Raw genomic sequence first — 24,449 nt, 5'->3', positions numbered from 1 at the left:
GTAGGCCGGTTCTTTTATCTTCTTTCGTAGTAGTTCCCATGGCTTCTAATAAGGCGCGCGTTCTGGTAGTAGATGACGACCGTGATGTACTGTTCGCGGTAAAGCTGCTGCTCAAAACTGAGGTGCAGGAAGTAGTGACGGAGCGGAATCCGGAAAACCTGCTTTCCGTGCTGAGCCGTCAGTCGTTCGATGTCATCTTCTTAGACATGAACTTCAAAAGCAACCTCGGCACCGGCAACGAAGGCTTGTATTGGCTGAGCCGCATCCTAGAGCGGGATAAGGACGCCACCGTAATTATGATTACCGCTCACGGCGAAATCAGCACGGCCGTACGCTCCCTAAAGGCCGGCGCCACCGACTTCATTGTGAAGCCTTGGCACAACGAGAAATTTCTGGAGACTTTGCACGCTACCCTGCAGCACAAAGCCACCAAGACCAGTTCGCTGCCCCAAGCGCCTAAGCGCCCCGGTTCCTTCGCCGACATAGCTATGCTGGGCAACTCGGAGCCCATGCAGGAGCTATTTCACACTATCGAGAAAGTGGCACCCACGGAGGCCAACGTGCTGCTATTAGGTGAAAACGGCACTGGTAAAGAACTAGCTGCCAAGGCGCTACATCAGCGCTCGTTTCGCGCTAGTAAGCCGTTTATCACCGCCGATCTGGCGGCTATGAGCGAAGGCATTTTTGAAAGCGAGCTTTTTGGTCACAAGAAAGGCTCGTTTACTGATGCCAAAGACGATAGGGTAGGGCGGTTCGCCGCCGCTTCTACGGGCACATTATTTCTGGACGAAATCGGCAATATCTCACTGCCCCAGCAAGCCAAGCTGCTCACCGCTCTGCAAAATCGGCAGGTGATTCCACTAGGCAGCAATACGCCCGTACCCATTGATATTCGGCTTATCTCGGCTACCAACGTGCCTATTTATGAGCTGGCGGCCAAGAACCAGTTTCGCAAAGACTTGATTTACCGCATCAACACGGTTGAAATAACCTTGCCCCCCTGCGCGACCGCGGCGATGATATACTCATGCTGGCCCAGCATTTCGCGGGCTTGTATGCGGCGCGCAACCACAAGCCTCGCCCCGAATTTGAGCCGGCTACGCTCAAGAAGCTTCAGCAGCATCGTTGGCCCGGCAACATTCGCGAGCTGCAACACGCCGTGGAGCGCGCCGTTATCTTGGCCGAAGGGCAGGTGCTACGCCCTCAAGACTTTAGCTTCTCCGCGATGGAAACGCCACGACCCGTTGGGGGGCAATTTCTGCCGGATTTCGCCGATGGTCCGTTGCAGCTGAATGAGATAGAGAAGAACACGATTCTGCGGGTAATTGAGCGCCACAATGGAAACATTACCAAGGCGGCCAAAGAGCTCGGCCTTACCCGCACCGCCCTCTACCGCCGTCTGGAAAAGCATGACCTTTAAACGGCTCGAAATCGGTATTTTCTTCCGGCTGCTGGGCATCCTGGTTTTGCTGTACGCAGCGGTGTATTACGGGCACCGAGGCACTTATGCGCCGGTAGTTTTTGCCGGCTTGCTGGTAGTTGTGCTAGTGCTAGAGTTGACCCGCTACGTGACGCGCAGCAACAAGGAGCTGGCTAATTTCCTGCTGGCCGTGCGGTACCGCGACTTTTCACAGCACTTCAACGAAGCGCACGCCAACCCAGCCCTGAGGCAGTTGTATTCGGCTTTCAATCAACTCAATACCACTTTTCGGCAGCTAAGTGCGGAGAAGGAAGCGCAGTTCACGTACCTACAAACGGTACTAGAACTGATCGATACCGGCATTATTTCCTACGACGATGAAGGCCACGTAGAATGGATGAATGAGTCGTTTAAGCAGACGTTGGAGCTGCCCTATCTGCGCACTATTCAGGCTCTCCAAAAGCGCTATGAGGATCTTTATCACGCCATCACGCAGTTGGCCCCCGGCAGCCCCGTAGTGGTGAAATTGACGGTGGGCCAGAAAACGCTCCAGCTCTTATTGTCGGCCACGTCTTTCAGGCTCCACGGCCGCGAATTCACGCTTATTGCCTTCAAAAATGTCAGTCATGCCCTCGACGAAACCGAAACCGAGGCGTGGCAGAAACTGCTTCGCGTGATGACCCACGAAATCATGAATTCCGTGGCGCCTATTGCTTCTCTAGCGGATACCTTGCGCCGCCACGTGCAGCTCGAGAAAGCCAAAGGCTCAGACCCTTCTCTGCACGACTTAGACTTACTGGATGATGTAGAAGAGGGAATCGGCATCATTCAGCACCGCAGCGAGGGCCTGTTGAATTTTGCTCAGGTCTACCGCAATTTCAGCAAGATCACCACCCCACTTCTGACCACCATTTATGTGCAGGAGCTTTTTAGTAGTGTGCAGGCCCTGCTGGCGCGTTCGCTAGCTGAAGAGAAGATCGAATTGGTGCTATCGGTGAAGCCGCAAGACTTGCTCTTGCAAGCCGATAGTCATTTGATGGAGCAAGTGCTCATCAACTTAGTGCTTAATGCTGCCCACGCCGTGAAGGAGCGCGCTCAGCCTCAAATCCAACTTGTGGCATATACCGATGAGAAAGAGCGCGTTGTTCTGGAGGTGATTGATAATGGCATTGGTATCCCAGCCGACTTGCTGGACAGTATTTTCATCCCATTTTTCACTACTCACAAAAGTGGTTCGGGGATTGGGCTGAGTTTGGCCAAGCAGATCATGCACTTGCACAAGGGCAGCATTCAGGTGCAATCGGTGGAGGAAGCAGGCAGTATTTTTCGGCTGTTATTTTAGAAGATTATTCCCTTTTCTTGAAGGCTTGAAAGCGACGGTTTTCGGGTCTTTTTTCTTACTATTTAATGGTTGGCTTTCGGTAACTTTAAGAGTGGCCAATCAATGTAATCGACTATCCTTCGGGAGGATTTTGCTGCTTTCCGTGCTGTGCGGATGGCTGCTTAACGGGGCCGCTCGCGCCCAAGTGCCTTACAACGTCATTGACTGGAAGGCGCCAACTACGCTCAATACCTACCTGATTCAGCAGCTTCATCAGCAATCCGACCAGCGCCGGGCCGCTTTTGCGGCTGCTTTAAAGTCGGGCGCGGCCATGCAGGCGTATCAGGATACTGTTCGGGCGCGCTACCGCCGCCTCTTAGGCCCACTGCCGGCCCGTACACCGCTCAAAGCACATGTGGGGGGCAAAATTGAGCGTGCCGGCTACCTGGTGGAGAAAATCATTTACGAAAGCACACCCCGCCACCACGTTACGGCCAACTTATATGTACCCAAAGGCAAAGGCAAGTGGCCCGCCGTACTGCTTTTTTGTGGCCACGAAGCCACCGCCAAAGCCACCGAGTCGTACCAAAAAACAGCCATACTCTTTGCTCAAAATGGCTTCGTGGTGCTGGTCATCGACCCGATTTCTCAGGGTGAGCGATACCAACTTACCGATGCCACCGGCAAGCCGCTTACCCGCGGTGGCACCACTGAGCACACTCTGCTCAATGGTGGCGCGGCCTTGGTAGGTACGAGCGTACCCGCTGCTCAGCTGTGGGATAATGTGCGCGGCCTCGATTACCTGCTCACCCGCCGCGAGGTCGACCCCGACCGTATCGGCTGCATCGGCAACTCGGGGGGCGCTACGCAAACTGCCTATTTCATTGGATATGATCCGCGGGTGAAGGTGGCTGCGCTGTGCAGCTACGTAGCCAGCGGCGAGAGAAATCTGGAGCTTACCGGCCCCGCCGATGGCTGCGTACAGATTCCCGGTGCCGGCCAAGCTGGCCTCGATATAGCTGAGTGGCCTATCATGTTCGCGCCCAAGCCCTTGCTGCTCCTAGCTGGTCGCTATGATTTCATTGATTATGCCAGTATCCAAACTGCGTATCACGAGCTAAAGCAAGTATACACTGAACTCGAAAAACCGAGTCGAGTCAACCTGTTTACCTACGACGACGGACATGGAATTTCTAAGCCGAAGCGGGAGGTCGCTGTTGCGTGGTTTCGGCGCTGGCTACGCGATGATGGTCAACTGGTGCCGGAAAACAACTTGGCTACCCTGTCGGCTGAGCAGCTGAACTGCACCGCGACGGGCCAGGTAAACACCGCCTTCCCGAAAGAGAGCACCCTGTCGGAGCAGTATCTGGGGCAGGCGCAGGAACTGGCTTCTCGGCGCCAGCCCCTTACCTATGCTAGCCTCACGGCTGCGATCCGACACGTATTGGCCTTGCCTGAAGCTACGGTCATCGTACCTCCTGTTGAGGCTTCCGCCGAAGGCAGCGTGCAGGCCAAAGGCATCGCTATGCGTAAGCTGTTGCTGCGCCGCGCCGGACAGCCGCCTTTACCCGCTTTGCTGGCTCTGCCACCCAATAATTTGCCCCCAGCAAGGTCATTATCTGGCTACCCGACAAAGGCAAGGCTACACTTGCTGATAGCGCCAATCTGGTTGCCCAATATCTGAAAGAGCGGGCTGCCGTGCTGCTCGTAGATCTGCGCGGGCTGGGCGAAACTACTGATCCGGCGGCGTTCAACGACCCTAAGTATTACAACCGCGAATACCGCCCGGCATTGCTGGCGCTGCACTTAGGGCGGCCATTGCTGGGGCAGCGCGTTGAGGATGTGTTCTCGGTGCTAAGCTTTATCCGGCAGGATAATCGTTTCAATGCCTTGCCCATTGAGGTTTATGCTAACGGGCGGGCTGCGCCGGTAGCACTACACGCGGCCGTGCTGTCGCCCCAAATTACCCGATTAGAAATAAGTGATTTACCCAGTTCTTTTCACGAAATTCTGACTCAGCCTACACGTAAAGATTGGTACTCCTTGGTGCTACCCCAGGTATTGCGCTACTACGATTTAGCAGATCTGGCGGCAGTAATTGGCCCCCAACGTCTTCATCGCCGTGACGTGCGCTAAACCTGTCGTAGATGTGGCGGGGGAGTCTAAAACCAATCTTTTCGTGTTTTGAGCTCGACCGTGGCAAGAAAATTGAATTAATTTTATGCGGCGGGATCGATAAAAGAGCTGGAAACTAGTTTCAATACCTGAAGGTACTTTTGCAGACGTGTACCTCACTATACATCATACCAGCTTCATGTCATTTCGTTTTCTTGAGGTTTTGCACCGCGTTCTACTCGTTTGTTGCCTCTGTGTGCTGGCTCAGCTTAGTTATGGGCAACGATTTGCGGCCATCGGCGATTATGGGTATGCCGGACGGGCTGAGAAGGAGGTAGCGGACCTAGTGAAAAGTTGGGACCCGGAGTTCATAATTACGTTGGGCGACAATAACTACGAGCTGGGCGACTCGGCTACCATCGATCAGAACATTGGCCAGTATTATCACGCGTACATTCATAAGTACAAAGGGCGCTACGGTCCCAGTGCCTCCACCAATCGGTTTTTTCCCTCGCTGGGCAACCACGACTATTACACTTCGAATGGGGAGCCCTATCGAGACTATTTTACGTTGCCCGGCAATGGGCGCTACTATGATTTTGTCCGCGGCGATGTGCACCTTTTTGCCATCAATAGTGACCCTGCCGAGCCTGATGGCATAGATGCTAACTCGGTGCAGGCCCAATGGCTAAAAAAGCGGTTGGCTGCTTCTTCAGCGCGCTGGAAAATAGTGTATCTGCATCATGCGCCATACTCGTCGTCGGGCCACCATGGTAGCACCGAAGTTATGCAATGGCCCTACCGCGAGTGGGGCGCCTCAGCGGTATTGGCTGGCCACGACCACCACTATGAGCGTTTGATGGTGGACGGGTTACCATATTTTGTGAATGGTTTGGGTGGGCGTAGTGTAAATGCCATTAATAAGCAGCCCTTACCCCAAAGCCAGGCGGTTTATGCTGCCAACTACGGGGCGATGCTCCTGAATGCCACGCCGGATAGTCTTGTGTTTCAATTTTTTACCCGGCGCCACGAACTCAAGGATACCTATATATTACGGCCGGCCCCCATTACTGTGCCTGCGTTATATCCGGTTAGCCCCAATCCTTTTCAGGATGCCACCCAGATTGAATTTTCGCTGCCCAATACTGCTGAAGTGAAGGTGCGAATCTTGAATACGCTTGGTCAGGAGGTAACTACTTTACAGCAAGGCGTAGTAAAAGCTGGTCGGCACCGGCTCACGTGGCAGCGTGACGCTGCTTTACCCGCTGGGGTCTACTATGTACAATTGCTTGGTAGCGACTTCTCTCTTGTAACCCGCGCCGTAGCATACTAATACATTGCTTGTTAGCAGCATGCCTAAATGGGGTTAGATATAGCCTCAGTTGGCATGCTGCTTTTTTGTGCCCTGAGAGATTGAGCCCAAGCCTATGCATAGTAGCATTTTGGGCAGCCAGCAGTATAAATGCGGCATGCAACCAACAGTTGATCGTGAAGCTCTTAATACCAGATGTCAACTTAGGATCGGGCTCTACGAAGAGACTATTTGAATATAAAGCTAAGTATATACTTGAAATACAATGACTTACCTAACTACTATTGATTTCTTATTTTAATTATATAAAACAGCTTTCTGGCATGCTTTTTAATAGCTGGGTTCAGTTATATAACCATACTCCTACGTTACCCTTTCCGAACTTAACACAAGCTGATTATGCAAAAACGCTTTACCACGAAGAGCCTGACTAGTATATTTATTCTTATAGCAGTTGCCACTATAGATACGTTAGCAAGTGTTAGTCTCACGGTTCCTGCGAAGTTCTACCACGTTGACGAAAAAAAAGATCTCATACTTGTTAATCAGAATATTAGTGATATTAATACGAATGGAGAAGGAAATATTAATGAAATTGTTCTTGATAAAAAGTACAGTTTTATAGAGCCAGTTGCATCTTTAAGTACGAACAGCTCTTATCGGGTAAAATTTGAGGAGCAAGTTTATAGCTTGTATTTTACTCAGCTTCCTGTAATTGAAATTGGCGCTAAGAAGGAAATAGTAGACAGCCCAAGTATTTATGCTGGCTTCTCTATGTCGGAGCAAACGGGCGTAGTTACTGAATCGGCAATAGATATTGAAATCAGAGGAGCATTTTCGCAAACATTTCCAAAGAAATCGTACGAAATAGGCTTCCTGACTGATACTATAACTGCTGAAGACCGTGACGTGCGTCTGTTGCAAATGCGCACGGATAATAAATGGAATTTGCAGGCTATGTATAATGAGCCATTGCGGATAAGAAGCAAGATATCAAATGAATTGTGGCAGAATATTCATCAGATATATTATAAAGACAAAGAGCCCGAAGCTAAGAACGGTATAGATATGGTCTATGTCGAACTTTTTGTGAATGAGGAATATAAAGGGGTATATGCATTAAGTGAACGGGTAGACCGCAAGCAATTAAAGCTGAAGAAATACAGCAATGGCATAAAGGGCGAGTTATATAAAGGCGACAACTGGGGTGGAGCTGTAACTTTCACTGCTTTGCCACCCTTCGACAACAAAAACTTGCTCTGGGGAGGATTTGAGTATAAGCACCCTGAAGAAGAAACCGATTGGTCTAAGATTTACGCTTTCGTAGATTTTGTAAAGAATAGCCCAAACGAGGAATTTTATCGTGACTACCAGAAAAAGTTTAGTTTTAATAACGCGGTCGATTATTTTATTTTTCTAAATTTATCCAGAGCCGCGGATAATACTGGTAAGAATATTTATATCGCAAAATATAAAACTGACGAACCATATTATTATGTTCCGTGGGATCTTGATGGGGTATTTGGTACTGATTGGCAAGGGTGGGATATAAATGTTACAAACGATATTCTGTCAAATGGATTTTATGATCGTTTGATGCAAGACCGCTCAGCTAATGGCTTCCGAGTTGCTTTAAATCGCCGGTGGGCTGAGCTAAGAGCAACCGTAATTACTGAAGAATTTATTATGTCTAAGTTTAGGAGAGATTACGATTATCTCTTAAATAATAACGTGTACGAGCGTGAGCGAATTACATGGAATGCATTTGAGCAAAACGAAGCGCAACTAACCTATATTAATACTTGGTTGAAAAATAGATTAGAATATCTGGATGTAGCTTTTGGGAATGTGCTGGTTTCTTCAGATGTCGTTTTAAGTACTTCTACGAAAGAGGCGGATGCCGTTTTTCAAATTTATCCTAACCCCGCTAGCGACTATCTGATAGTTACTTTTGATTCAATGCCTTCTGAATTAATTATTCAGGATTTGAATGGTAAAGTAGTATTTAAGTCTTCTTTAGTTGGTAAAACAAATAAGATTGCTATTCACACTTTACGTAAAGGCTTGTATGTAGCCACTGTGAAAAGTGATAAAAATATAAGGACACAGAAACTATTAGTGCAATAGTAAAGACCAGTAAAGTGCTATACGATACCTACTTAGCTTATATCAAAGTTAAGTAAGCAGCTTCAACAAAAAAGCCCCCCACGAGAGCGTGGGGGCTTTTTGTTGAAGCTGCCACAACTGCTATATAATGGCTGGGTAATAGTTATTTCAACAATAGAAACTTACGCTGAATAATCTCCTGCACGGGCACGTTTTCAATCTTACTTTCCAGCCAGGAAATAATGTCGAGGTAGAGAAATGGGCGCCGTTCAAACGGGTTGGCGGCAATGCGAATAAGCTGTTCCTTGAGCTGCACAAACGCCTCTTTCAGCTGAGAAGGCGCCACGTCGCCGAGATTGCGTAGAAACTGGAAAATGGCCACCTGCATCTGCTGCTGCTCGTTCATCTTACCCAAAAACCGATACACCGACTTGATCTGATACTCCAGATCCTCGTCGCGGCCGGCCTCGTAGTGGGCAATCAGGTTGAGGATACGGGCGAAGCACTGAATGTCTTCGCGCAAGCTTACGTCCTTGTACTGAATGACTTTGGTTAGGTAATCGATGGCCTTATCGTGGTTACCGCTACCGAAATACAGGCTGGCAATTTTGTAGTAAAACACCAGCCGTCGGTGCGGGTCGAGCTGCTGGCGAAAGTGGCTGAGGTTGTCGAGTAGCTCGGGGATGATGGTGAGGCCCTCGGTGAAGCGCCCACGCATGAAGTAAGCATTGATGCGGTTGGTGTACACGTACAGGAACAGCAGCATATCCGTGTTGGGGCTCGGGCGCCGGTCGGGATCGTTGGCCAGCGCCTCCAGGGTATGCAGTACCTCGCTGAACTTGCTGTAATACTGCAGGTTGAAGAGCGAAATCAATAGGTTGTGCAGGCCCTTCAGGTAGAGCATGAACTGCTGCTCCTGCTGGCCCGGATACTCGGCAAACAGATCGACCCACTTCTGCGCGTAGCGGTAGCAGGCGCGAAAGTTCTGGGTGATGGTGTGGTACCACACCTGCGCCTGATAATAGTACAGCTTCTCAAAAAAGCCCCCGCCGTCAAATCAACCCCGGCTACGGCCTCCCGGAAAAGCTTAGTGATGCTTTCGGAGTCTTCCTGGTTGCGGGCGTGGCCGATTTTCAGATACAGCCCGTACATGCGCAGCGACAGGTTGGAAAGCTCGTGTTCCTGCGTCAGGTGGGCCACCGTGTCTCGTACCTCCGCCGATAAGTTTTCGGCCTTGCCACGCAAGCTGCGCGTGATATACTGCGACTCAATGAGCTTCTCGAAGTCGAGAGCAAGCAGCGCAATGTGGGGCATTTCGGCGTGGTGCGCCGCCACTTTCACTTTCTCCAGCATCTTCAGGCTCTGCTGATACAGACCCCGATTGTAGAGGACGCGGGCATAATCGAGCTGTTCGCGCAGCTGGATATCCAGGTTCTGGCCCAAGTGGTAGAGGCGCAGGCTGGCCAGCATTTGCTTGTATAAGTTGGCTTTCAGGTTGGCCAGCTGCACCTTTTTGATGGCGGGTACTTCCGTCAGCACGCGCTCCTCGTCGTAGCGCGCCTGCTCGTCTAGGGCGTCGAAAAGCTGAAGAAATTTCAAGCCTTCGTTGGAGCCTTGCCGGTTGGTAAATAGTCGAAAGTGCCGCTTTTCGGAGCGAGTTAAGGACTTAATTAACTGAAAAACCGGGTCAAGGCTTTCGTTAGGCATTGTATTCTGTTGTTTGATAAACATCTGTCAAAGAGATGTTTATATATTAAAAAGTCGCATTTGGAAATAGTGGTTAAACTGAAATTTGTTTTTAGCCCACTAAACCGACGGTGCTACTTGCGTGCAGCTTACAGCAATGCAGTACCCGCTTTCAAGCAAACTGCGACACTTAACCAAAGTGCACAGTAGCATCGCAAGCTAAACAGAAAGCAGCACCTGCTTATTGCCTGCCAGCTGCTCGTCCTGACCGACAACTCAAATGAACTTACGTGCATAGTTGGGCTCCACTTTCCTGCACGCATCAACAACGCCACCGCTCCAGCCGCCATGCTTTTTACCGTCCTGGTCGTCATTCTGGTCATTATTCAGCTGCCGCTGGGCTGAAGGAGCTACTTCTGTTTTTCAAGAACAAGCCTTTCTAAGCCCCGCGCTCAGGAAGGCTTTTTACTGCTGACCACTTAACTCAAATTCACCGCTTCTATGTATTTCAAGGAAAACACTGTCGCTTTTGTTGATGGTGAGTTTGTTCAGGCCGATCAAGCTACCTGTAGTGTCTATGCGCAATCGTTGCACTACGGATATGCCGTTTTTGAAGGTGTCAGAGCCTATAATACCCCCCAGGGTTCCCAGATTTTTAAGGCCCGTGAGCACTACGAGCGGCTGGCGTACTCGTGCGATACCGTGGGAATGCCACTGCCTTATTCGGTGGAGGAGCTCATTCAGATTAGCTATCAACTACTGGAGAAAAACGGCCTGGCTGACGCCTACATCCGGCCATTGGTGTACGCTGGCACGCCCAATATGAGTCTGAAATGCGCGAGCAGCAGCAACCTGCTGATGGCCGTGTGGGAGTGGGGCAAATACCTCGGCGACCAGAGCCTGCGCCTGACTATTTCGCCCTACGAGCGGCCCAATCCGAAAGCGGTGCCGATTGAGGCCAAAATATCCGGCCACTACGTCAACTCCATCATTGCCAGTTCTGAGGCCAAAGGCCGCGGCTACGACGAAGCACTGCTGCTGGATATGAACGGCTACGTGGCCGAAGGACCGGGGGCCAATTTCTTCTTCGAGAAAAACGGCGAGCTGTACACCGCGCCGGCCGGTAGCATTCTGCGCGGCATCACCCGCAATACCATCATCGATTTGGCGCGGGAAGCGGGTATTACGGTGCACGAAAATTTCTTCACGCCCGCTGCGCTACAAGGCGCCACCGGTGCCTTCATGACCGGCACCGCCGCCGAGGTAATCGGCGTGTCTTCCGTGGATGAAGTCGTGTTTGAGACGCCCTACCAGGATACCATCGGAGCCCTACTTGCGCGCCGCTACCAGGCGTTGGTAACGGGTCAATTTATTGAAAGCGAGCAGCAAGAAGTGGGAAGCGAGTAAAAAAAACAACCTGACTCACCTCTCACCTCTCACAACTTCACCACTAATGGCTCTCAATCCTTACAGCCGCATTTATACCCAAGACGACAGCCTGCCTGCCTCGCAAGCCATGCTGATTGGCTCCGGCCTGTCGGAGGCGGATTTGCGCAAGCCGTTTGTGGGAATTTGCTCCACTGGCTTCGATGGCAACACCTGCAACATGCACCTGAACGGGCTGGCCGACCAGGTGAAGGAAGGGGTGGGCGCGCACGGCATGGTGGGACTGCGGTTCAATACAATTGGCGTGAGCGACGGCATTACCAATGGCACGCCGGGCATGCGTTATTCCCTGGTTTCGAGGGAGATAATTGCCGATTCCGTGGAGGCCATGGCCGCCGCGCACAACTACGATGCGCTGGCCTGCGTGGTGGGCTGCGACAAAAACATGCCCGGCTCGCTCATGGCCATGGCGCGCCTGAACCGTCCCTCGCTCATGGTGTACGGCGGCACCATCAAGGGGGGCAATTTTAAGGGCCAGCAGCTCAACATCGTCTCGTGCTTTGAGGCTTACGGTAAGAAGCTGCAGGGCCAGATTTCGGACGAAGACTACACCGGCATCATCCGTAATGCCTGCCCCGGACCGGGCGCGTGCGGGGGCATGTACACGGCCAACACCATGGCCTCGGCGGCGGAAGTACTGGGCATGTCGGTGCCGTATTCCTCGTCGGCGCCGGCGGTGAGTGCGGCCAAGCGGGAGGAATGCCTGCACACGGGCGAGTACCTGCTGCGTTTGCTGGAAAAGGACATCAAGCCGCGCGATATTCTGGTGCGCGAAGCTTTCGAAAACGCCATGGTGCTTATCACCGCGCTGGGGGGCTCCACCAACGCCGTTATTCACCTCATCGCCATTGCCGACGCGGCAGGCGTGAAGCTGACGTTGCGTGACTTTCAGCAGGTCAGCAATAGGGTGCCCATGCTGGCCGACCTCAAGCCCAGCGGTAAGTATCTGATGGAAGATTTGTCGGCGCTGGGGGGCATTCCGGCCGTGCTGAAAACCCTGCTCAACGAGGGGCTGCTGACCGGCGACCTGCCGACCGTAACGGGCAAAACTTTGGCGGAGAACCTGGCTGGAATAGCTGCCTTGGGCGAAGAGCAGGACTTGCTGCGGCCGTTTTCCAACCCCATTAAAGCCGACGGCCACATCCAGATTATGTACGGCAACCTAGCCCCCGAAGGCGCAGTGGCTAAAATAACGGGCAAGGAAGGGACAAAGTTCGTGGGCCCAGCCAGCGTGTTTGATTCGGAAGAAGAACTGAACGAAGGCCTGACCCAGGGCAAAGTAGCAGCCGGCCAGGTGGTGATTATCCGATACGTAGGTCCGAAAGGCGGACCCGGTATGCCCGAGATGCTGAAGCCAACATCGGCCATCATCGGGGCTGGCTTAGGCGACAAAGTAGCGCTGGTAACCGACGGCCGCTTTTCAGGCGGCACCCACGGCTTTGTTATCGGTCATGTGTGCCCCGAGGCCTACGACGGAGGCCCCATCGCGCTGGTCCGCAACGGCGACCAGGTGGTGCTGGATGCCGCCAACAACACGATCAGTGTGCTTGTGGATGACACGGAACTGGCGACCCGCCGGGCCCAATGGACGCCACCTGCTGAGAAAGCCCCCGGGGCGTGCTGCGCAAGTATATCCGCACCGTGGGCTCCGCCAGTGAGGGGTGCATCACCGATTTATAAGCAAACGCGATGTTCACGAAGGAAGAACCAGTTCAACTGCTGCAGGAAAAAGTCCCCCAGACCATGTCGGGAGCGGAAATGACGCTACGCGCTCTGCTGGCGGAAGGCGTAGATACAGTCTTTGGCTATCCGGGCGGGGCTATTATTCCCATCTACGACGCGCTGTTTGACTTTAAAGATCAGCTCAACCATGTGCTGGTACGCCATGAGCAGGGCGGCATTCACGCCGCCCAGGGCTATGCGCGCGCTTCGGGCAAAGTAGGGGTGGTGTTTGCCACCAGTGGGCCCGGCGCCACTAATCTAGTCACGGGCCTGGCCGATGCGCTCATCGACAGCACGCCGCTGGTATGCATCACCGGCCAGGTATTCGCGCACTTGCTGGGCACTGATGCCTTCCAGGAAACCGATATCATCAACATCACGACCCCAGTTACCAAGTGGAATTACCAGGTAACGGAGGCTAGTCAACTACCGGAGGCGCTGGCCAAAGCTTTCTACATCGCCCGCAGCGGCCGGCCCGGCCCGGTATTGATTGATATCACCAAAAATGCTCAGCAGCAGAAGTTTGGCTTTGCGGAGTACACGCCCTGCACGCACATCCGCAGCTACCGGCCCGCGCCCATTGTTCGGCCCGAATATGTGACCCAAGCGGCAGCGCTGATTAACCAAGCCAAACGTCCTTTTGTGCTCTGGGGACAGGGTGTAATCTTGGGAGCGGCCGAGCAGGAATTCCGCGCGTTTATCGAGAAAAGCGGTATTCCGGCCGCCTGGACTATTCTGGGCGCCGGCGCGCTGCCTACTGATCATCCGCTAAACGTCGGCATGTTGGGCATGCACGGCAACTACGGCCCCAACGTGCTCACCAACGAATGCGATGTGCTCATTGCCATCGGTATGCGCTTCGACGACCGGGTAACGGGTCGCCTCGACAAATATGCCAAACAGGCCCAGGTCGTTCACCTCGACATCGACCCCACGGAGATTGATAAAAACGTGGCTACCACCGTGCCGGTATGGGGCGATTGTAAGGAAACGCTGCCCTTGCTCACCGCGCTGATTGAGCCGAAAAGCCACCCGGAATGGTGGCAGCGGTTCGAGCAGTTTAAGACCGAAGAAGTGGCTGCCGTCATCCAAGACGAGCTTTTTCCGACCTCGGATGAGCTGACCATGGGCGAAGTAATTCAGCAGTTGAACGAGTTGACGCAGGGCGAGGCTATTGTGGTGACCGATGTGGGCCAGCATCAGATGGTCGCCTGCCGCTACGCCAAGTTCAACCATTCGCGCAGCAACATCACCAGTGGAGGGCTGGGCACGATGGGCTTTGCTCTACCGGCCGCTATCGGAGCCAAGTTCGGTCGCCCCGACCGCACGGTAGTCGCCATTATTGGCGACGGCGGTATTCAGATGACAATTCAGGAGCTGGGCACCATTATGCAGACCGGCGTAGACGTCAAAATCATCATTCTCAACAACCAGTTTCTGGGCATGGTGCGGCAGTGGCAGGAGCTGTTCCATGACCGGCGCTACTCCTTCGTCAACATCGCCAGCCCCGACTACGTGACCGTAGCCAGCGGCTACAGCATTAGCGGCAAGCGGGTTGCGGAGCGTGCCGAGCTGAAAAGCAGCCTCCAAGAGATGCTAGGGCATCCCGGCTCTTTCTTGCTGGAAGTGATGGTAACTAAGGAGAACAATATTTTCCCCATGGTGCCGCAAGGCTGCAGCGTCAGCGAAATCCGGCTGCTGTAGAGGCGTGGCATTAGAAACTAGGGAAGGCGGTCATGCAGAGCGGAGCGAAGCATCTCGCCCGCAGTCGTGAGATAAGTAATCCAGTGTCAGCACGCGAGATGCTTCGCTCCGCTCTGCATGACGGCTGATAATTGACTAGAGCTAAAACAAGAGCTATGAGTGAGCAACCCATCGACCGGCAGGAATACAACATCACGGCGTATACCGAGAATCAAATCGGCTTGCTCAACCGCATTGCCATCATCTTCTCGCGCCGCAAAATCAACATCGAAAGCCTGAACACCTCGCCCTCTGAAATCGATGGAATTCACCGCTTCAACATCGTGATACACGAAACTGAAGAGGTGGTACGCAAGATTGCTAAGCAGATTGAGAAGCAGGTGGAAGTGCTGAAAGTGTACTTCAACACCAATCAGGAGGTGATCTGGCAGGAGATGGCGCTCTACAAAGTGCCGACTGATATCATAGCCGAAAAAGCCTCCGTGGAGCGCCTGCTGCGCGAATACGGCGCTCGTGCCGTCGTGATTCGCCGCGACTACACGGTATTCGAAACCACGGGTCACCGCGAAGAAACCGACAACCTCATCAAGGTGCTACAGCCCTACGGACTGATCGAGTTTGTGCGCAGCGCCCGCATCGCCATCATCAAGCACAGCGACGGCTTCAACCGCAAGCTGCGCGAATTTGAGCGCACCGAACCCGGCTCAGAAGTGATTGAGAATGAGTTTCTCAACAGTCGCGACAAGGTCTTTACGATGTGAGAAAATACATCACATAAGAACGTCCTGCAGAGGCGGAGCCGAAGCATCTCTCCCGCTTCGTTGAGATTAGTAACCAGTCGAGATGCTTCGACTAGCTCAGCATGACCGCCTTTTTCGGTTAGTATGCCCGCCTGATCCGAAAAAAGCCCCCAGACGACAGAAAAACAACTTCAAACCATAAAACTCAAACCCTAACAACATGGCAACCATCAACTTTGGCGGCGTAGACGAAACCGTAATTACCCGCGACGAATATCCGCTGTTCAAGGCTCAAGCCTATTTGAAGGAGGAAGTAATTGCCGTGATTGGATACGGGGTGCAAGGCCCGGGCCAAGCGCTAAATCTGCGCGATAATGGCTTCAATGTTATCATTGGGCAGCGTCAGGATTCGCCTTCTTGGGAGAAGGCCCTGCAGGATGGTTGGGTGGAAGGCGAAACGCTGTTTTCCATTGAGGAAGCGGCGGAGCGGGGCACCATCATCGCCAATCTACTGTCCGATGCCGGCCAGATTGCGCTGTGGCCTACGCTGAAAGCCAAGCTCACACCCGGCAAAACGCTCTACTTCTCGCACGGCTTCGGCATCACTTTCAACGACCAAACCAACATCATCCCGCCCACCGATGTGGACGTGATTCTGGTAGCGCCCAAAGGCAGCGGCACGAGCCTGCGTCGGCTGTATTTGCAGGGTGGGGGGCTAAATTCGTCGTTTGCTGTGTACCAAGATGCGACCGGTGAAGCTTTCGAAAAGGCCATTGCACTAGGCATCGGAGTGGGCTCGGGCTACCTGTTTCAAACCGATTTCAAGAAGGAGGTTTACTCCGATCTGACCGGAGAGCGGGGTGTACTGATGGGCGCTTTAGCTGGCATCATCGAGGCTCAGTATCAAGTGTTGCGGCAGCGCGGGCACTCGCCTTCGGAAGCCTTCAATGAAACGGTGGAAGAGCTAACGCAGAGCCTTGTGCCGCTGGTGGGCGAAAACGGTATGGACTGGATGTTTAGCAACTGCTCCGTGACGGCTCAGCGCGGCGCCCTCGACTGGAAAGGCCGCTTCCGCGAGGCCACCTTGCCCGTGCTCAACGAGTTGTACGACAGCGTGGCCTCCGGCAAAGAAGCGGAGCGCACCATCCAGCGCGGCTCAACGCCGAATTACCGGCAGGAGCTGGAAGTGGAATTGAAGGAAGTCCGCGAGTCGGAGCTGTGGCAGACCGGCACGACCGTGCGCCAGCTCCGTTCCCTGAAAAAGACCCAAGAAGCGGATGCATAGCGAAACGATAGCCACTTCAGCCCCAGCAGTGCTGCTGAAAAACGTGGAGCAAGCCGCCCGCAATTTGCAGGGTGTGATTTACGAAACGCTGTTGCAGCAAAATCTGGGCTTGTCGGCCGCGTACCGGGCCACCATTTACCTCAAGCGGGAAGACTTGCAGGTGGTGCGCTCCTACAAGATTCGGGGAGCTTATAACAAGATTTCTACGCTAACCCAGGAGCAGAGCGCCCACGATGTCGTGTGTGCCAGCGCCGGCAACCACGCCCAGGGCGTGGCCTACGCGTGCCAGCTGCTGGGGCTGAAGGGCTATATTTTCATGCCGGCCAATACGCCGGCTCAGAAGGTGAACAAAGTGCGCCTGTTCGGCAAAGATCAGGTGGAGGTAATTCTGACCGGTAACACCTTCGACGACACGTTTACGGCTGCCAAACGCTTCTGTGATGAGCGCGGCAGCACCTTCGTGCATCCCTTCGACGACATGGCTATCGTGGAAGGCCAGGCCACCGTGGGCCTGGAAATTCTGCAAGCAGCGCCCGTGCCTATCGATTATCTTTTTATGCCCATCGGCGGGGGAGGGCTGGCTTCGGGTGTGGGGGGCATTTTTCGGCAGTTGAGTCCGCATACCAAGCTCATTGGCGTGCAGCCCCAAGGCGCGCCGTCCATGCAGCAAGCCATTCAGGCCGGGCAGCGACAGGCGCTGGAGAATATCGAAAGCTTCGTTGACGGGGCCGCCGTGAAGTGCCCCGGTGCCCTCACGTTTGAGCTGTGTCGGGACCTACTCGACGATGTAGTGCTGGTGCCGGAAGGGCAGGTGTGCGAAGACTTGCTCAAAATGTATAATGAAGAAGGCATCGTGCTGGAGCCCGCCGGCACGCTGAGCATTTCGGCCTTGCGCCAGTACGCCGAGGAAATCAAAGGCAAAACGGTGGTGTGCGTGCTCAGCGGCAGCAACAACGACATCACCCGAATGGAGGATATCAAGGAGCGCGCCATGCGTCATCAGGGCCTGAAGCACTATTTTATGGTCACATTCAACCAGCGCCCCGGTGCCCTCCGCAGCTTCGTAAACCACGTGCTCCACCCCGACGACGACATCATTCACTTCCAGTACATCAAGAAAAACAACAAGGAGAAAGGCCCCGTTTTCGTGGGTATCGAAGTAAAAAAGCCCCACGAAATCGAAGGTATTCAGTCGCGGATGGAAGCGGAAGGCTTCGCCTATGAATACCTCAATGGAAAACAGGATTTCCTGAGCTTGCTGGTATAGGAACATGGTGAACTAGCAGCCTACGTTTCATAAAGGTGGTCATGCCGAGCGCAGCGAAGCATCTCGCGTGCTGACGCTGGGTTAGCATTGCAACGAAGCGGGCGAGATGCTTCGCTGCGCTCGGCATGACCGTCTAGGGTAGGTTTATATCATATATCCATCATAAAATATAGTCAATTCAAGCGTTAGCCTTTGTATTTGGATTGGATATAAGTTGCTGATTATTAAATTTATAATAATTAAAAAGCCTTAATTAGAAATAGTAGGCTCCTAAAAAATTCGTTTCTCATCCTACGTTTTGCCGGTGTACTTGCGGACAGCTATTCGCTTCAAAGGACTCCGACTATATGGCAGCTGAGAAAATACGAATCTTCGATACCACGCTCCGCGACGGTGAGCAAGTGCCGGGCTGTAAGCTCAACCGTGACGAGAAACTGATTATTGCGGAGCAGCTTGAACAGCTTGGCGTTGATGTTATTGAGGCTGGGTTTCCGGTTTCCAGTCCCGGCGATTTTGAGGCGGTGCAGGCGATTGCGGCTCAAACCCGCGAAGCCACCGTTTGCGGCCTGAGCCGGGCCGTGGAAAACGATATCCGCGTAGCAGCTGAGGCACTTAAGCATGCGCGCTATCCGCGTATTCACACGGGCATCGGAACCTCCGAATCGCACATTCTGCACAAGCTTTGCAGCACCCAGGATAAGGTGTTGGAGCGCGCTATAGCAGCAGTTAAGCTGGCTAAATCCTTTGTGGAAGACGTCGAGTTTTATGCCGAAGACGCCGGCCGCACCGAAAACGCTTACCTAGCTCGCGTGTGCGAAGCGGCTATCAAGGCTGGCGCCACCGTGCTGAATATTCCAGACACCACCGGCTACTGTCTGCCCGATGAGTACGGCGCCAAAATCAAGTACCTGCGCGAGAACGTGCGTGGCATTGAAAAGGTCTGTCTGTCAACGCACTGTCATAATGATTTAGGGCTTGCCACAGCCAATTCTATTGCCGGGGTGATGAATGGCGCCCGCCAGATCGAGTGCACCATCAATGGGGTAGGGGAGCGGGCCGGCAATACGGCGCTGGAAGAAGTCGTCATGATTTTACGCCAACATCCTTACCTCCAACTCGATACCAATGTTATTTCCCAGCGTCTGGCCGACACTTCGGTGCTGGTTTCAACCATGATGGGGATGCCGGTGCAGCCTAATAAGGCCATTGTGGGGTCTAATGCCTTCTCCCATTCCAGTGGCATTCACCAGGACGGAGTGATTAAGAACCGCGAAACCTACGAAATCATCGACCCGCGCACGGTGGGTGTAGCCGATTCGTCGATTGTGCTTACGGCCCGCTCGGGACGGGCGGCGCTGGCGTACCGGCTCCAAAAGTTAGGCTACGAATTCGACCGGCCGGCGCTAAATAGAGCATATGCTTGCTTTATGCAAATGGCTGACCGTCAGAAGGAAGTGGTGGATAATGATCTGCACTTATTAGTGGAACAGGAAAATTTGGTAGCAGCCAATTAACATGGGCAAATCGTTAGTTGATAAAATCTGGGATGCGCACGTGGTGAAGGCCGTGGGCGACTTGGAGGTGTTTTACATCGACCGTCACTTGATTCACGAGGTGACGAGCCCGCAGGCGTTCGACGAACTCGCAGCCCGCGGTTTGATCTTGCACAACCCCGCCCAAATTGTGGCTACCGCCGACCACAACGTACCCACGCGCAATCAGCACTTGCCGATTCAGGACCCGCTTTCGCGCTCCCAGGTGGATAAATTAACGGAGAACTGCGCTAAGCATGGCATTGAGTTATTTGGCTTAGGTCATGAATACCAGGGTATTGTACACGTCATTGGACCTGAGTTGGGCATTACCCAGCCCGGTATGACTATTGTGTGCGGCGACAGCCACACCTCGACTCATGGCGCTTTCGGCGCCATTGCTTTTGGTATTGGTACCAGCCAAGTAACACAGGTAATGGCCTCGCAGTGCTTACTGATTAGTCGGCCCAAGCGCATGCGCATCACTGTGGATGGTGAGCTGCGGCCGGGCGTCACGGCCAAAGACTTGATTCTGCACGTGATAGCCCAGCTCGGGACGGGTGGCGCTACGGGCTACTTTGTGGAGTACGCGGGTAGCGCCATTCGGGCTCTGAGTATGGAAGGCCGCATGACGGTGTGCAACATGAGCATCGAAATGGGGGCCCGCGGGGGCTTCTTGCCCCTGATGAAACTACGTTTGCTTACCTGAAAGGTCGTCCCTACGCTCCGCAAGGCGAGCGGTGGGAGCAGGCCGTGGCGTATTGGCAAACCCTGTACTCTGATGCTGACGCTAACTTCGATGCGGAACTGAAATTCGATGCGGGGGGCATTTTGCCCATGATTACCTACGGCACCAATCCGGGAATGGGCATGGCGCTGAATGGCACTATTCCGTTGCAGGTGCTGGAGGGAGAAATGGCAAGTTTCGATAAGTCATTGAATTACATGGGGTTTGCGCCCGGGGAATCGCTGCTGGGCAAGCCGATCAACTACGTGTTTATCGGTAGCTGTACCAACTCGCGCATTGAGGATCTGCGCACGGTGGCGGCTTACGTGAAGGGCAAGCACAAAGCGCCGCACGTGGAGGCCATCATTGTGCCCGGCTCCAAGCAAGTGGAAAAACAAGCTATTGCCGAGGGCCTAGATCAGGTGCTGACGGCCGCCGGCTTTGAGCTGCGCGAGCCCGGTTGCAGCGCCTGCCTGGCCATGAACGACGACAAGATTCCGGCGGGTGCCTACTGCGTTTCTACCTCTAACCGCAACTTCGAAGGGCGCCAAGGACCCGGCGCCCGCACCCTGCTGGCTAGTCCGCTGGTGGCCGCCATCACCGCCGTAGAAGGACGCATCGTGGACATTACCAAGTACTTAAACTAGGCCGCGCCCATGGAAAAGTTTCAAACGCTCCGCTCAACGGTCATACCGCTGCCCATCGAAAATATCGACACGGACCAGATTATCCCGGCCCGTTTTCTCAAAGCGACAACCCGCGAAGGCTTCGGCGCCAACCTGTTCAGCGACTGGCGCTACACGGCCGATGGCCAGCCCAAGCCCGACTTCGTGTTGAACGATGCGCGCTACGGGGGGCAAATTTTGCTGGCAGGCAAAAATTTCGGTTGTGGCTCCAGCCGCGAGCATGCGGCCTGGGCGCTCTACGATGCTGGTTTCAAGGTGGTCATCTCCAGCTACTTCGCGGATATTTTCAAAGGCAATGCCCTGAATACCGGGCTGTTGCCGCTGCAAGTTTCGGATGAGGTGCTGCAACGACTTTTCCGGCAGGTAGAGCTGGACCCGCAGACCCAGCTGGTCGTGGGCCTGCCCACGCAGACGCTCACGGTGCCCGTGTGGGAGGAAAGCATCGGCTTTGCGCTGGATCCTTACAAGAAGGAATGCCTCATCAATGGGTACGACGACATTGATTTTCTCATCAACCAAAAAGCGGCCATTGCCGCCTACGAACAGCAGCGACCATGGGCATACTAAGAAAGCGAATTGTGGTGTTAGCCGGTGACGGCATCGGCCCGGAAGTGTGTCAGGAAGGGGTGCGCGTGCTGAAGGCCATTGCGGAGCGTTTTGGCCACGAGTTTATCTTCGACCACCAGCTCATGGGCGCCTGTGCCATTGATGCCACCGGCGACCCCCTGCCCAAAAAAACCCTGGCTGCCTGTTGGCAGGCCGATGCAGTTCTGCTCGGCGCCATCGGCGACCCCAAATACGATAACAACCCCGCCGCGAAAGTACGCCCCGAGCAAGGACTGCTGAAGCTGCGCAAGTCACTGGGTCTCTACGCCAACATCCGGCCCGTAACGGCCTACGATCGGCTGCTGGAACACTCACCACTCAAGAAAGACCGCATCCAGGGCGCCGATATGCTCATCTTCCGGGAGTTGACGGGGGGCATTTATTTCGGCGAAAAGGGCCGCACCGAGGATGGCGCCGCCTATGACCATTGCACCTACAATCGGGAGGAAATTGCCCGCATTGCTCACCGCGCTTTTCAGGCCGCTGATAACCGTCGCCAGAAACTGACGCTGGTAGATAAAGCCAACGTGCTGGAAACCTCGCGCTTGTGGCGGGAAGTAGTGCAGGAAATAGCCCCCCAGTACCCCAATGTGGTCGTCGATTATCTTTTTGTGGACAACGCGGCCATGCAACTTATCCTCAACCCGCGCCAGTTCGACGTAATTCTGACCGAGAACATGTTCGGCGACATCCTCTCCGACGAAGCCTCCGTCATTGCCGGCTCGTTGGGCCTGCTGCCTTCCGCTTCCGTCGGCGACCAGATTGCCCTATTTGAGCCTATCCACGGCTCTTTCCCGCAGGCCAAAGGCAAAGGCATTGCCAACCCCATTGCCACCATCCTTTCCGCCGCTATGTTGCTGGAACACTTTGGTTTACAAACCGAGGCCGATTGCGTGAAAGATGCCGTAAATAATGCACTGGAAAGAGGTGTGCTCACGCCCGAGCTGACCGCTGGCGTGCCCTACACCACAGAGCAAGTGGGCAGCTTTATTGCCTATGGCGTCCTGGATTTGCAGGACTGTCAGCTGCACCGAAGCAACATTGAAGTCGGCTTAAGCACGATTATATAGAGACCAACCAGAACGTCATGCAGAGCGGTAGCGAAGCATCTCGCGTGCTGACGTTGCAACGCTAATCAACGAAGCGAGCGAGATGCTCCGCCTCTGCATGACCGCCTGTTGGGTTGAAACGAAAAAAGCCCCCCGGCATACTACAAGAGTATGCCGGGGGCTTTTCTGACTCCAATGCTTAGTAGCTCAGGCAAACATTCCCACGGCGTTCTTGCTTGGCAGAGAAGTTTTGCCGGTCAAAAACATATCAACGCGGCGTGCTGCTTCACGGCCTTCCGAAATGGCCCACACCACCAACGACTGCCCACGGCGCATGTCGCCGGCCACGAATACATTGGGTAGATTAGTTTGGTAGGTATTTTCCGGGGCGCGCACGTTGCCGCGCTCATCTAAGGCCACGTTCAACTGCTCCAGAAGGCCTTCATACTGTGGGGACGCAAAGCCTAAGGCCAGTAGCACCATGTCGCAAGGAATTTCGCGCTCCGAGCCTTCGATTTCCTGAAAGGCGATGCGGCGGCCGAGTACATCGGTTTCCCAGGTTACGTCGGTCACCAGCACGGCCCGCAATTGACCTTGCTCATCACCCAGAAACGCCTTGGTATGAATGCCCCAGTAACGGTGGCAGCCTTCCTCGTGGGAGGTGCTGGTGCGGAAAATAGTTGGGTAATTAGGCCAGGGCGCGTGCGCGGGCCGATCGGTGGAGGGCTCGTGCATGAGGGCAAATTGCGTAACGGAACTGGCCTGCTGCCGGTTAGCCGTGCCCACGCAGTCGGAGCCCGTATCGCCACTGCCAATTACAATTACCCGACGATCGGCGGCCAAAATAGGCTCATTTGTGATGGGCAACTCACTCACCCGACGGTTGTGCTGGGTCAGGTAATCCATGGCGAAATGAATCCCAGCCAAGTCTCGACCCGGAATGGGCAAGTCGCGGGGCACGAGGGCGCCGCCAGCCAGCACTACGGAATCGAAAGTGCGGGTAAGCTCAGCGGCTGGCAGGTCTTTGCCGATTTCGGTGTTACAGCGAAACACAATGCCGTCTTCTTCCAGCAGCTTGATGCGGCGGTCAATCACCCATTTGTCCAGCTTAAAATCGGGGATTCCGTAGCGTAAAAGCCCCCCAGGCCGGTCGTCGCGCTCAAACACGGTTACGGAGTGACCCGCTTTGGCTAACTGCGCCGCCGCCGCCAAGCCCGCTGGTCCTGAGCCAACTACGGCCACCGTTTTGCTAGACTTTAAGATGGGTGAGGTTGGCCGCACGTAGCCCTTGCTAAACGCAATTTCAATGATGTGCTTCTCAATTTCCTCGATGGCCACCGGCTCCCGGTTGATGCTTAACACGCACGCCGATTCGCAGGGCGCCGGGCAAATGCGGCCCGTGAACTCGGGGAAATTATTGGTCGAAGACAGAATCTGATACGCCTGCTCCCAGTCGTGCTGGTACACCGCGTCGTTGAACTCGGGGATGATGTTGCCCAGCGGACAGCCCGCGTGGCAAAACGGAATGCCGCAGTCCATGCACCGTGCCGCCTGATGATTCAGCTGCTCCTCAGAGTACTTGCCGACGAATTCCTGGTTGTGCGCCACCCGTTCCTGGGGCGCTGCCTTGGGGGGCAATTCTCGCTCAAATTCCTTGAATCCTGTGATGTGCGCCATCGGAAGAGAGTTATGTAGAGACGCGATACGACGCGTCTCCTCGTTGAA

16 protein-coding genes and 3 pseudogenes are annotated in these 24,449 nt (G+C 54.1%); 16 read left to right on the top strand and 3 right to left on the bottom strand.

The window, feature by feature from the left end; translation table 11 throughout:
- Positions 1-38: 38 nt before the first annotated feature.
- The 6 genes and pseudogenes from G7064_RS04105 to G7064_RS04080 all read left to right on the top strand — a co-directional run bounded on the left by G7064_RS04105 (position 39) and on the right by G7064_RS04080 (position 8,295).
- Positions 39-1,420: pseudogene (locus G7064_RS04105) on the top strand (sigma-54-dependent transcriptional regulator).
- Positions 1,410-2,762 carry a sensor histidine kinase gene (locus tag G7064_RS04100; RefSeq protein WP_166072565.1) on the top strand — a complete coding sequence of 451 codons (1,353 nt, stop codon included), beginning with the start codon at positions 1,410-1,412 and terminating at the stop codon, positions 2,760-2,762. Before G7064_RS04105 ends, G7064_RS04100 begins: the two are co-directional and overlap by 11 nt.
- A gap of 130 nt (positions 2,763-2,892) precedes the next feature.
- On the top strand, positions 2,893-4,425 hold the full coding sequence (locus tag G7064_RS04095; RefSeq protein WP_166072564.1) for an alpha/beta hydrolase family protein: 1,533 nt from the start codon (positions 2,893-2,895) through the stop codon (positions 4,423-4,425).
- A 14-nt stretch (positions 4,426-4,439) separates the two neighbouring features.
- Complete coding sequence (locus G7064_RS04090; RefSeq protein ID WP_166072563.1) at positions 4,440-4,877, top strand: hypothetical protein; 438 nt, start codon at positions 4,440-4,442, stop codon at positions 4,875-4,877.
- Positions 4,878-5,112: 235 nt separating this feature from the next.
- A complete protein-coding gene (locus G7064_RS04085; protein WP_166072562.1) occupies positions 5,113-6,189 on the top strand; it encodes a metallophosphoesterase in 1,077 nt (358 codons plus the stop codon).
- 378 nt (positions 6,190-6,567) lie between these two features.
- A complete protein-coding gene (locus G7064_RS04080; RefSeq protein WP_166072561.1) occupies positions 6,568-8,295 on the top strand; it encodes a CotH kinase family protein in 1,728 nt (575 codons plus the stop codon).
- A 142-nt stretch (positions 8,296-8,437) separates the two neighbouring features.
- On the opposite strand, the gene G7064_RS22200 is transcribed toward G7064_RS04080, so the two are convergent.
- Together G7064_RS22200 and G7064_RS22195 are read right to left on the bottom strand one after the other, a co-directional pair.
- On the bottom strand, positions 8,438-9,283 hold the full coding sequence (locus G7064_RS22200; RefSeq protein WP_240935717.1) for a tetratricopeptide repeat protein: 846 nt from the start codon (positions 9,281-9,283) through the stop codon (positions 8,438-8,440).
- The gene (locus G7064_RS22195; RefSeq protein WP_240935715.1) at positions 9,166-10,005 is read right to left on the bottom strand and encodes a hypothetical protein; all 840 of its coding nucleotides are present in this window, start codon (positions 10,003-10,005) and stop codon (positions 9,166-9,168) included. The genes G7064_RS22200 and G7064_RS22195 overlap by 118 nt, the downstream gene beginning before the upstream one ends.
- A 456-nt stretch (positions 10,006-10,461) precedes the next feature.
- Here G7064_RS22195 and G7064_RS04070 point away from each other — a divergent pair, with 456 nt between their 5' ends.
- The 10 genes and pseudogenes from G7064_RS04070 (at position 10,462) to leuB (ending at position 22,745) form a co-directional block, all read left to right on the top strand.
- Positions 10,462-11,367 carry a branched-chain amino acid transaminase gene (locus G7064_RS04070; protein ID WP_166072560.1) on the top strand — a complete coding sequence of 302 codons (906 nt, stop codon included), beginning with the start codon at positions 10,462-10,464 and terminating at the stop codon, positions 11,365-11,367.
- Between the two features lie 46 nt (positions 11,368-11,413).
- A pseudogene (gene ilvD, locus G7064_RS04065) lies at positions 11,414-13,086 on the top strand (dihydroxy-acid dehydratase).
- 9 nt (positions 13,087-13,095) lie between these two features.
- Positions 13,096-14,832, top strand: coding sequence for a biosynthetic-type acetolactate synthase large subunit (ilvB, locus tag G7064_RS04060; protein ID WP_166072559.1), 1,737 nt, complete (start codon positions 13,096-13,098; stop codon positions 14,830-14,832).
- Positions 14,833-14,987: 155 nt separating this feature from the next.
- Positions 14,988-15,593: an acetolactate synthase small subunit gene (gene ilvN, locus G7064_RS04055; RefSeq protein ID WP_166072558.1), complete on the top strand. Its 606-nt coding sequence runs from the start codon at positions 14,988-14,990 to the stop codon at positions 15,591-15,593.
- Between the two features lie 199 nt (positions 15,594-15,792).
- On the top strand, positions 15,793-16,857 hold the full coding sequence (ilvC, locus tag G7064_RS04050) for a ketol-acid reductoisomerase (RefSeq protein WP_166072557.1): 1,065 nt from the start codon (positions 15,793-15,795) through the stop codon (positions 16,855-16,857).
- On the top strand, positions 16,850-18,124 hold the full coding sequence (ilvA, locus tag G7064_RS04045; protein ID WP_166072556.1) for a threonine ammonia-lyase IlvA: 1,275 nt from the start codon (positions 16,850-16,852) through the stop codon (positions 18,122-18,124). The genes ilvC and ilvA overlap by 8 nt, the downstream gene beginning before the upstream one ends.
- Positions 18,125-18,471: 347 nt before the next feature.
- Entirely contained in the window at positions 18,472-19,638 is a 1,167-nt protein-coding gene (locus G7064_RS04040) for a 2-isopropylmalate synthase (protein WP_166072555.1), read from the top strand.
- 1 nt (position 19,639) lies between these two features.
- Positions 19,640-21,030, top strand: a pseudogene (gene leuC, locus G7064_RS04035) (3-isopropylmalate dehydratase large subunit).
- Positions 21,031-21,039: 9 nt separating this feature from the next.
- The gene (leuD, locus tag G7064_RS04030) at positions 21,040-21,636 is read left to right on the top strand and encodes a 3-isopropylmalate dehydratase small subunit (protein WP_166072554.1); all 597 of its coding nucleotides are present in this window, start codon (positions 21,040-21,042) and stop codon (positions 21,634-21,636) included.
- Positions 21,624-22,745: a 3-isopropylmalate dehydrogenase gene (gene leuB, locus G7064_RS04025; protein WP_166072553.1), complete on the top strand. Its 1,122-nt coding sequence runs from the start codon at positions 21,624-21,626 to the stop codon at positions 22,743-22,745. The genes leuD and leuB overlap by 13 nt, the downstream gene beginning before the upstream one ends.
- Positions 22,746-22,931: 186 nt before the next feature.
- On the opposite strand, the gene G7064_RS04020 is transcribed toward leuB, so the two are convergent.
- Positions 22,932-24,401 carry a glutamate synthase subunit beta gene (locus G7064_RS04020; RefSeq protein ID WP_166072552.1) on the bottom strand — a complete coding sequence of 490 codons (1,470 nt, stop codon included), beginning with the start codon at positions 24,399-24,401 and terminating at the stop codon, positions 22,932-22,934.
- Positions 24,402-24,449 lie beyond the last annotated feature (48 nt).

Source organism: Hymenobacter sp. HDW8 (assembly GCF_011305775.1).
GTDB classification, from domain to species: domain Bacteria; phylum Bacteroidota; class Bacteroidia; order Cytophagales; family Hymenobacteraceae; genus Hymenobacter; species Hymenobacter radiodurans.
This window is presented reverse-complemented; position numbering and strand designations above follow the sequence as displayed.

Coding starts and splice junctions, on each gene's coding strand:
- G7064_RS04100 (WP_166072565.1), top strand. CDS start 1,410: ATGACCTTTAAACGGCTCGAAATCGGTATTTTCTTCCGGCTGCTGGGC.
- G7064_RS04080 (WP_166072561.1), top strand. CDS start 6,568: ATGCAAAAACGCTTTACCACGAAGAGCCTGACTAGTATATTTATTCTT.
- G7064_RS22195 (WP_240935715.1), bottom strand. CDS start 10,005: ATGTTTATCAAACAACAGAATACAATGCCTAACGAAAGCCTTGACCCG.
- G7064_RS04070 (WP_166072560.1), top strand. CDS start 10,462: ATGTATTTCAAGGAAAACACTGTCGCTTTTGTTGATGGTGAGTTTGTT.
- ilvB (WP_166072559.1), top strand. CDS start 13,096: ATGTTCACGAAGGAAGAACCAGTTCAACTGCTGCAGGAAAAAGTCCCC.
- ilvN (WP_166072558.1), top strand. CDS start 14,988: ATGAGTGAGCAACCCATCGACCGGCAGGAATACAACATCACGGCGTAT.
- ilvC (WP_166072557.1), top strand. CDS start 15,793: ATGGCAACCATCAACTTTGGCGGCGTAGACGAAACCGTAATTACCCGC.
- ilvA (WP_166072556.1), top strand. CDS start 16,850: ATGCATAGCGAAACGATAGCCACTTCAGCCCCAGCAGTGCTGCTGAAA.
- G7064_RS04040 (WP_166072555.1), top strand. CDS start 18,472: ATGGCAGCTGAGAAAATACGAATCTTCGATACCACGCTCCGCGACGGT.
- leuD (WP_166072554.1), top strand. CDS start 21,040: ATGGAAAAGTTTCAAACGCTCCGCTCAACGGTCATACCGCTGCCCATC.
- leuB (WP_166072553.1), top strand. CDS start 21,624: ATGGGCATACTAAGAAAGCGAATTGTGGTGTTAGCCGGTGACGGCATC.
- G7064_RS04020 (WP_166072552.1), bottom strand. CDS start 24,401: ATGGCGCACATCACAGGATTCAAGGAATTTGAGCGAGAATTGCCCCCC.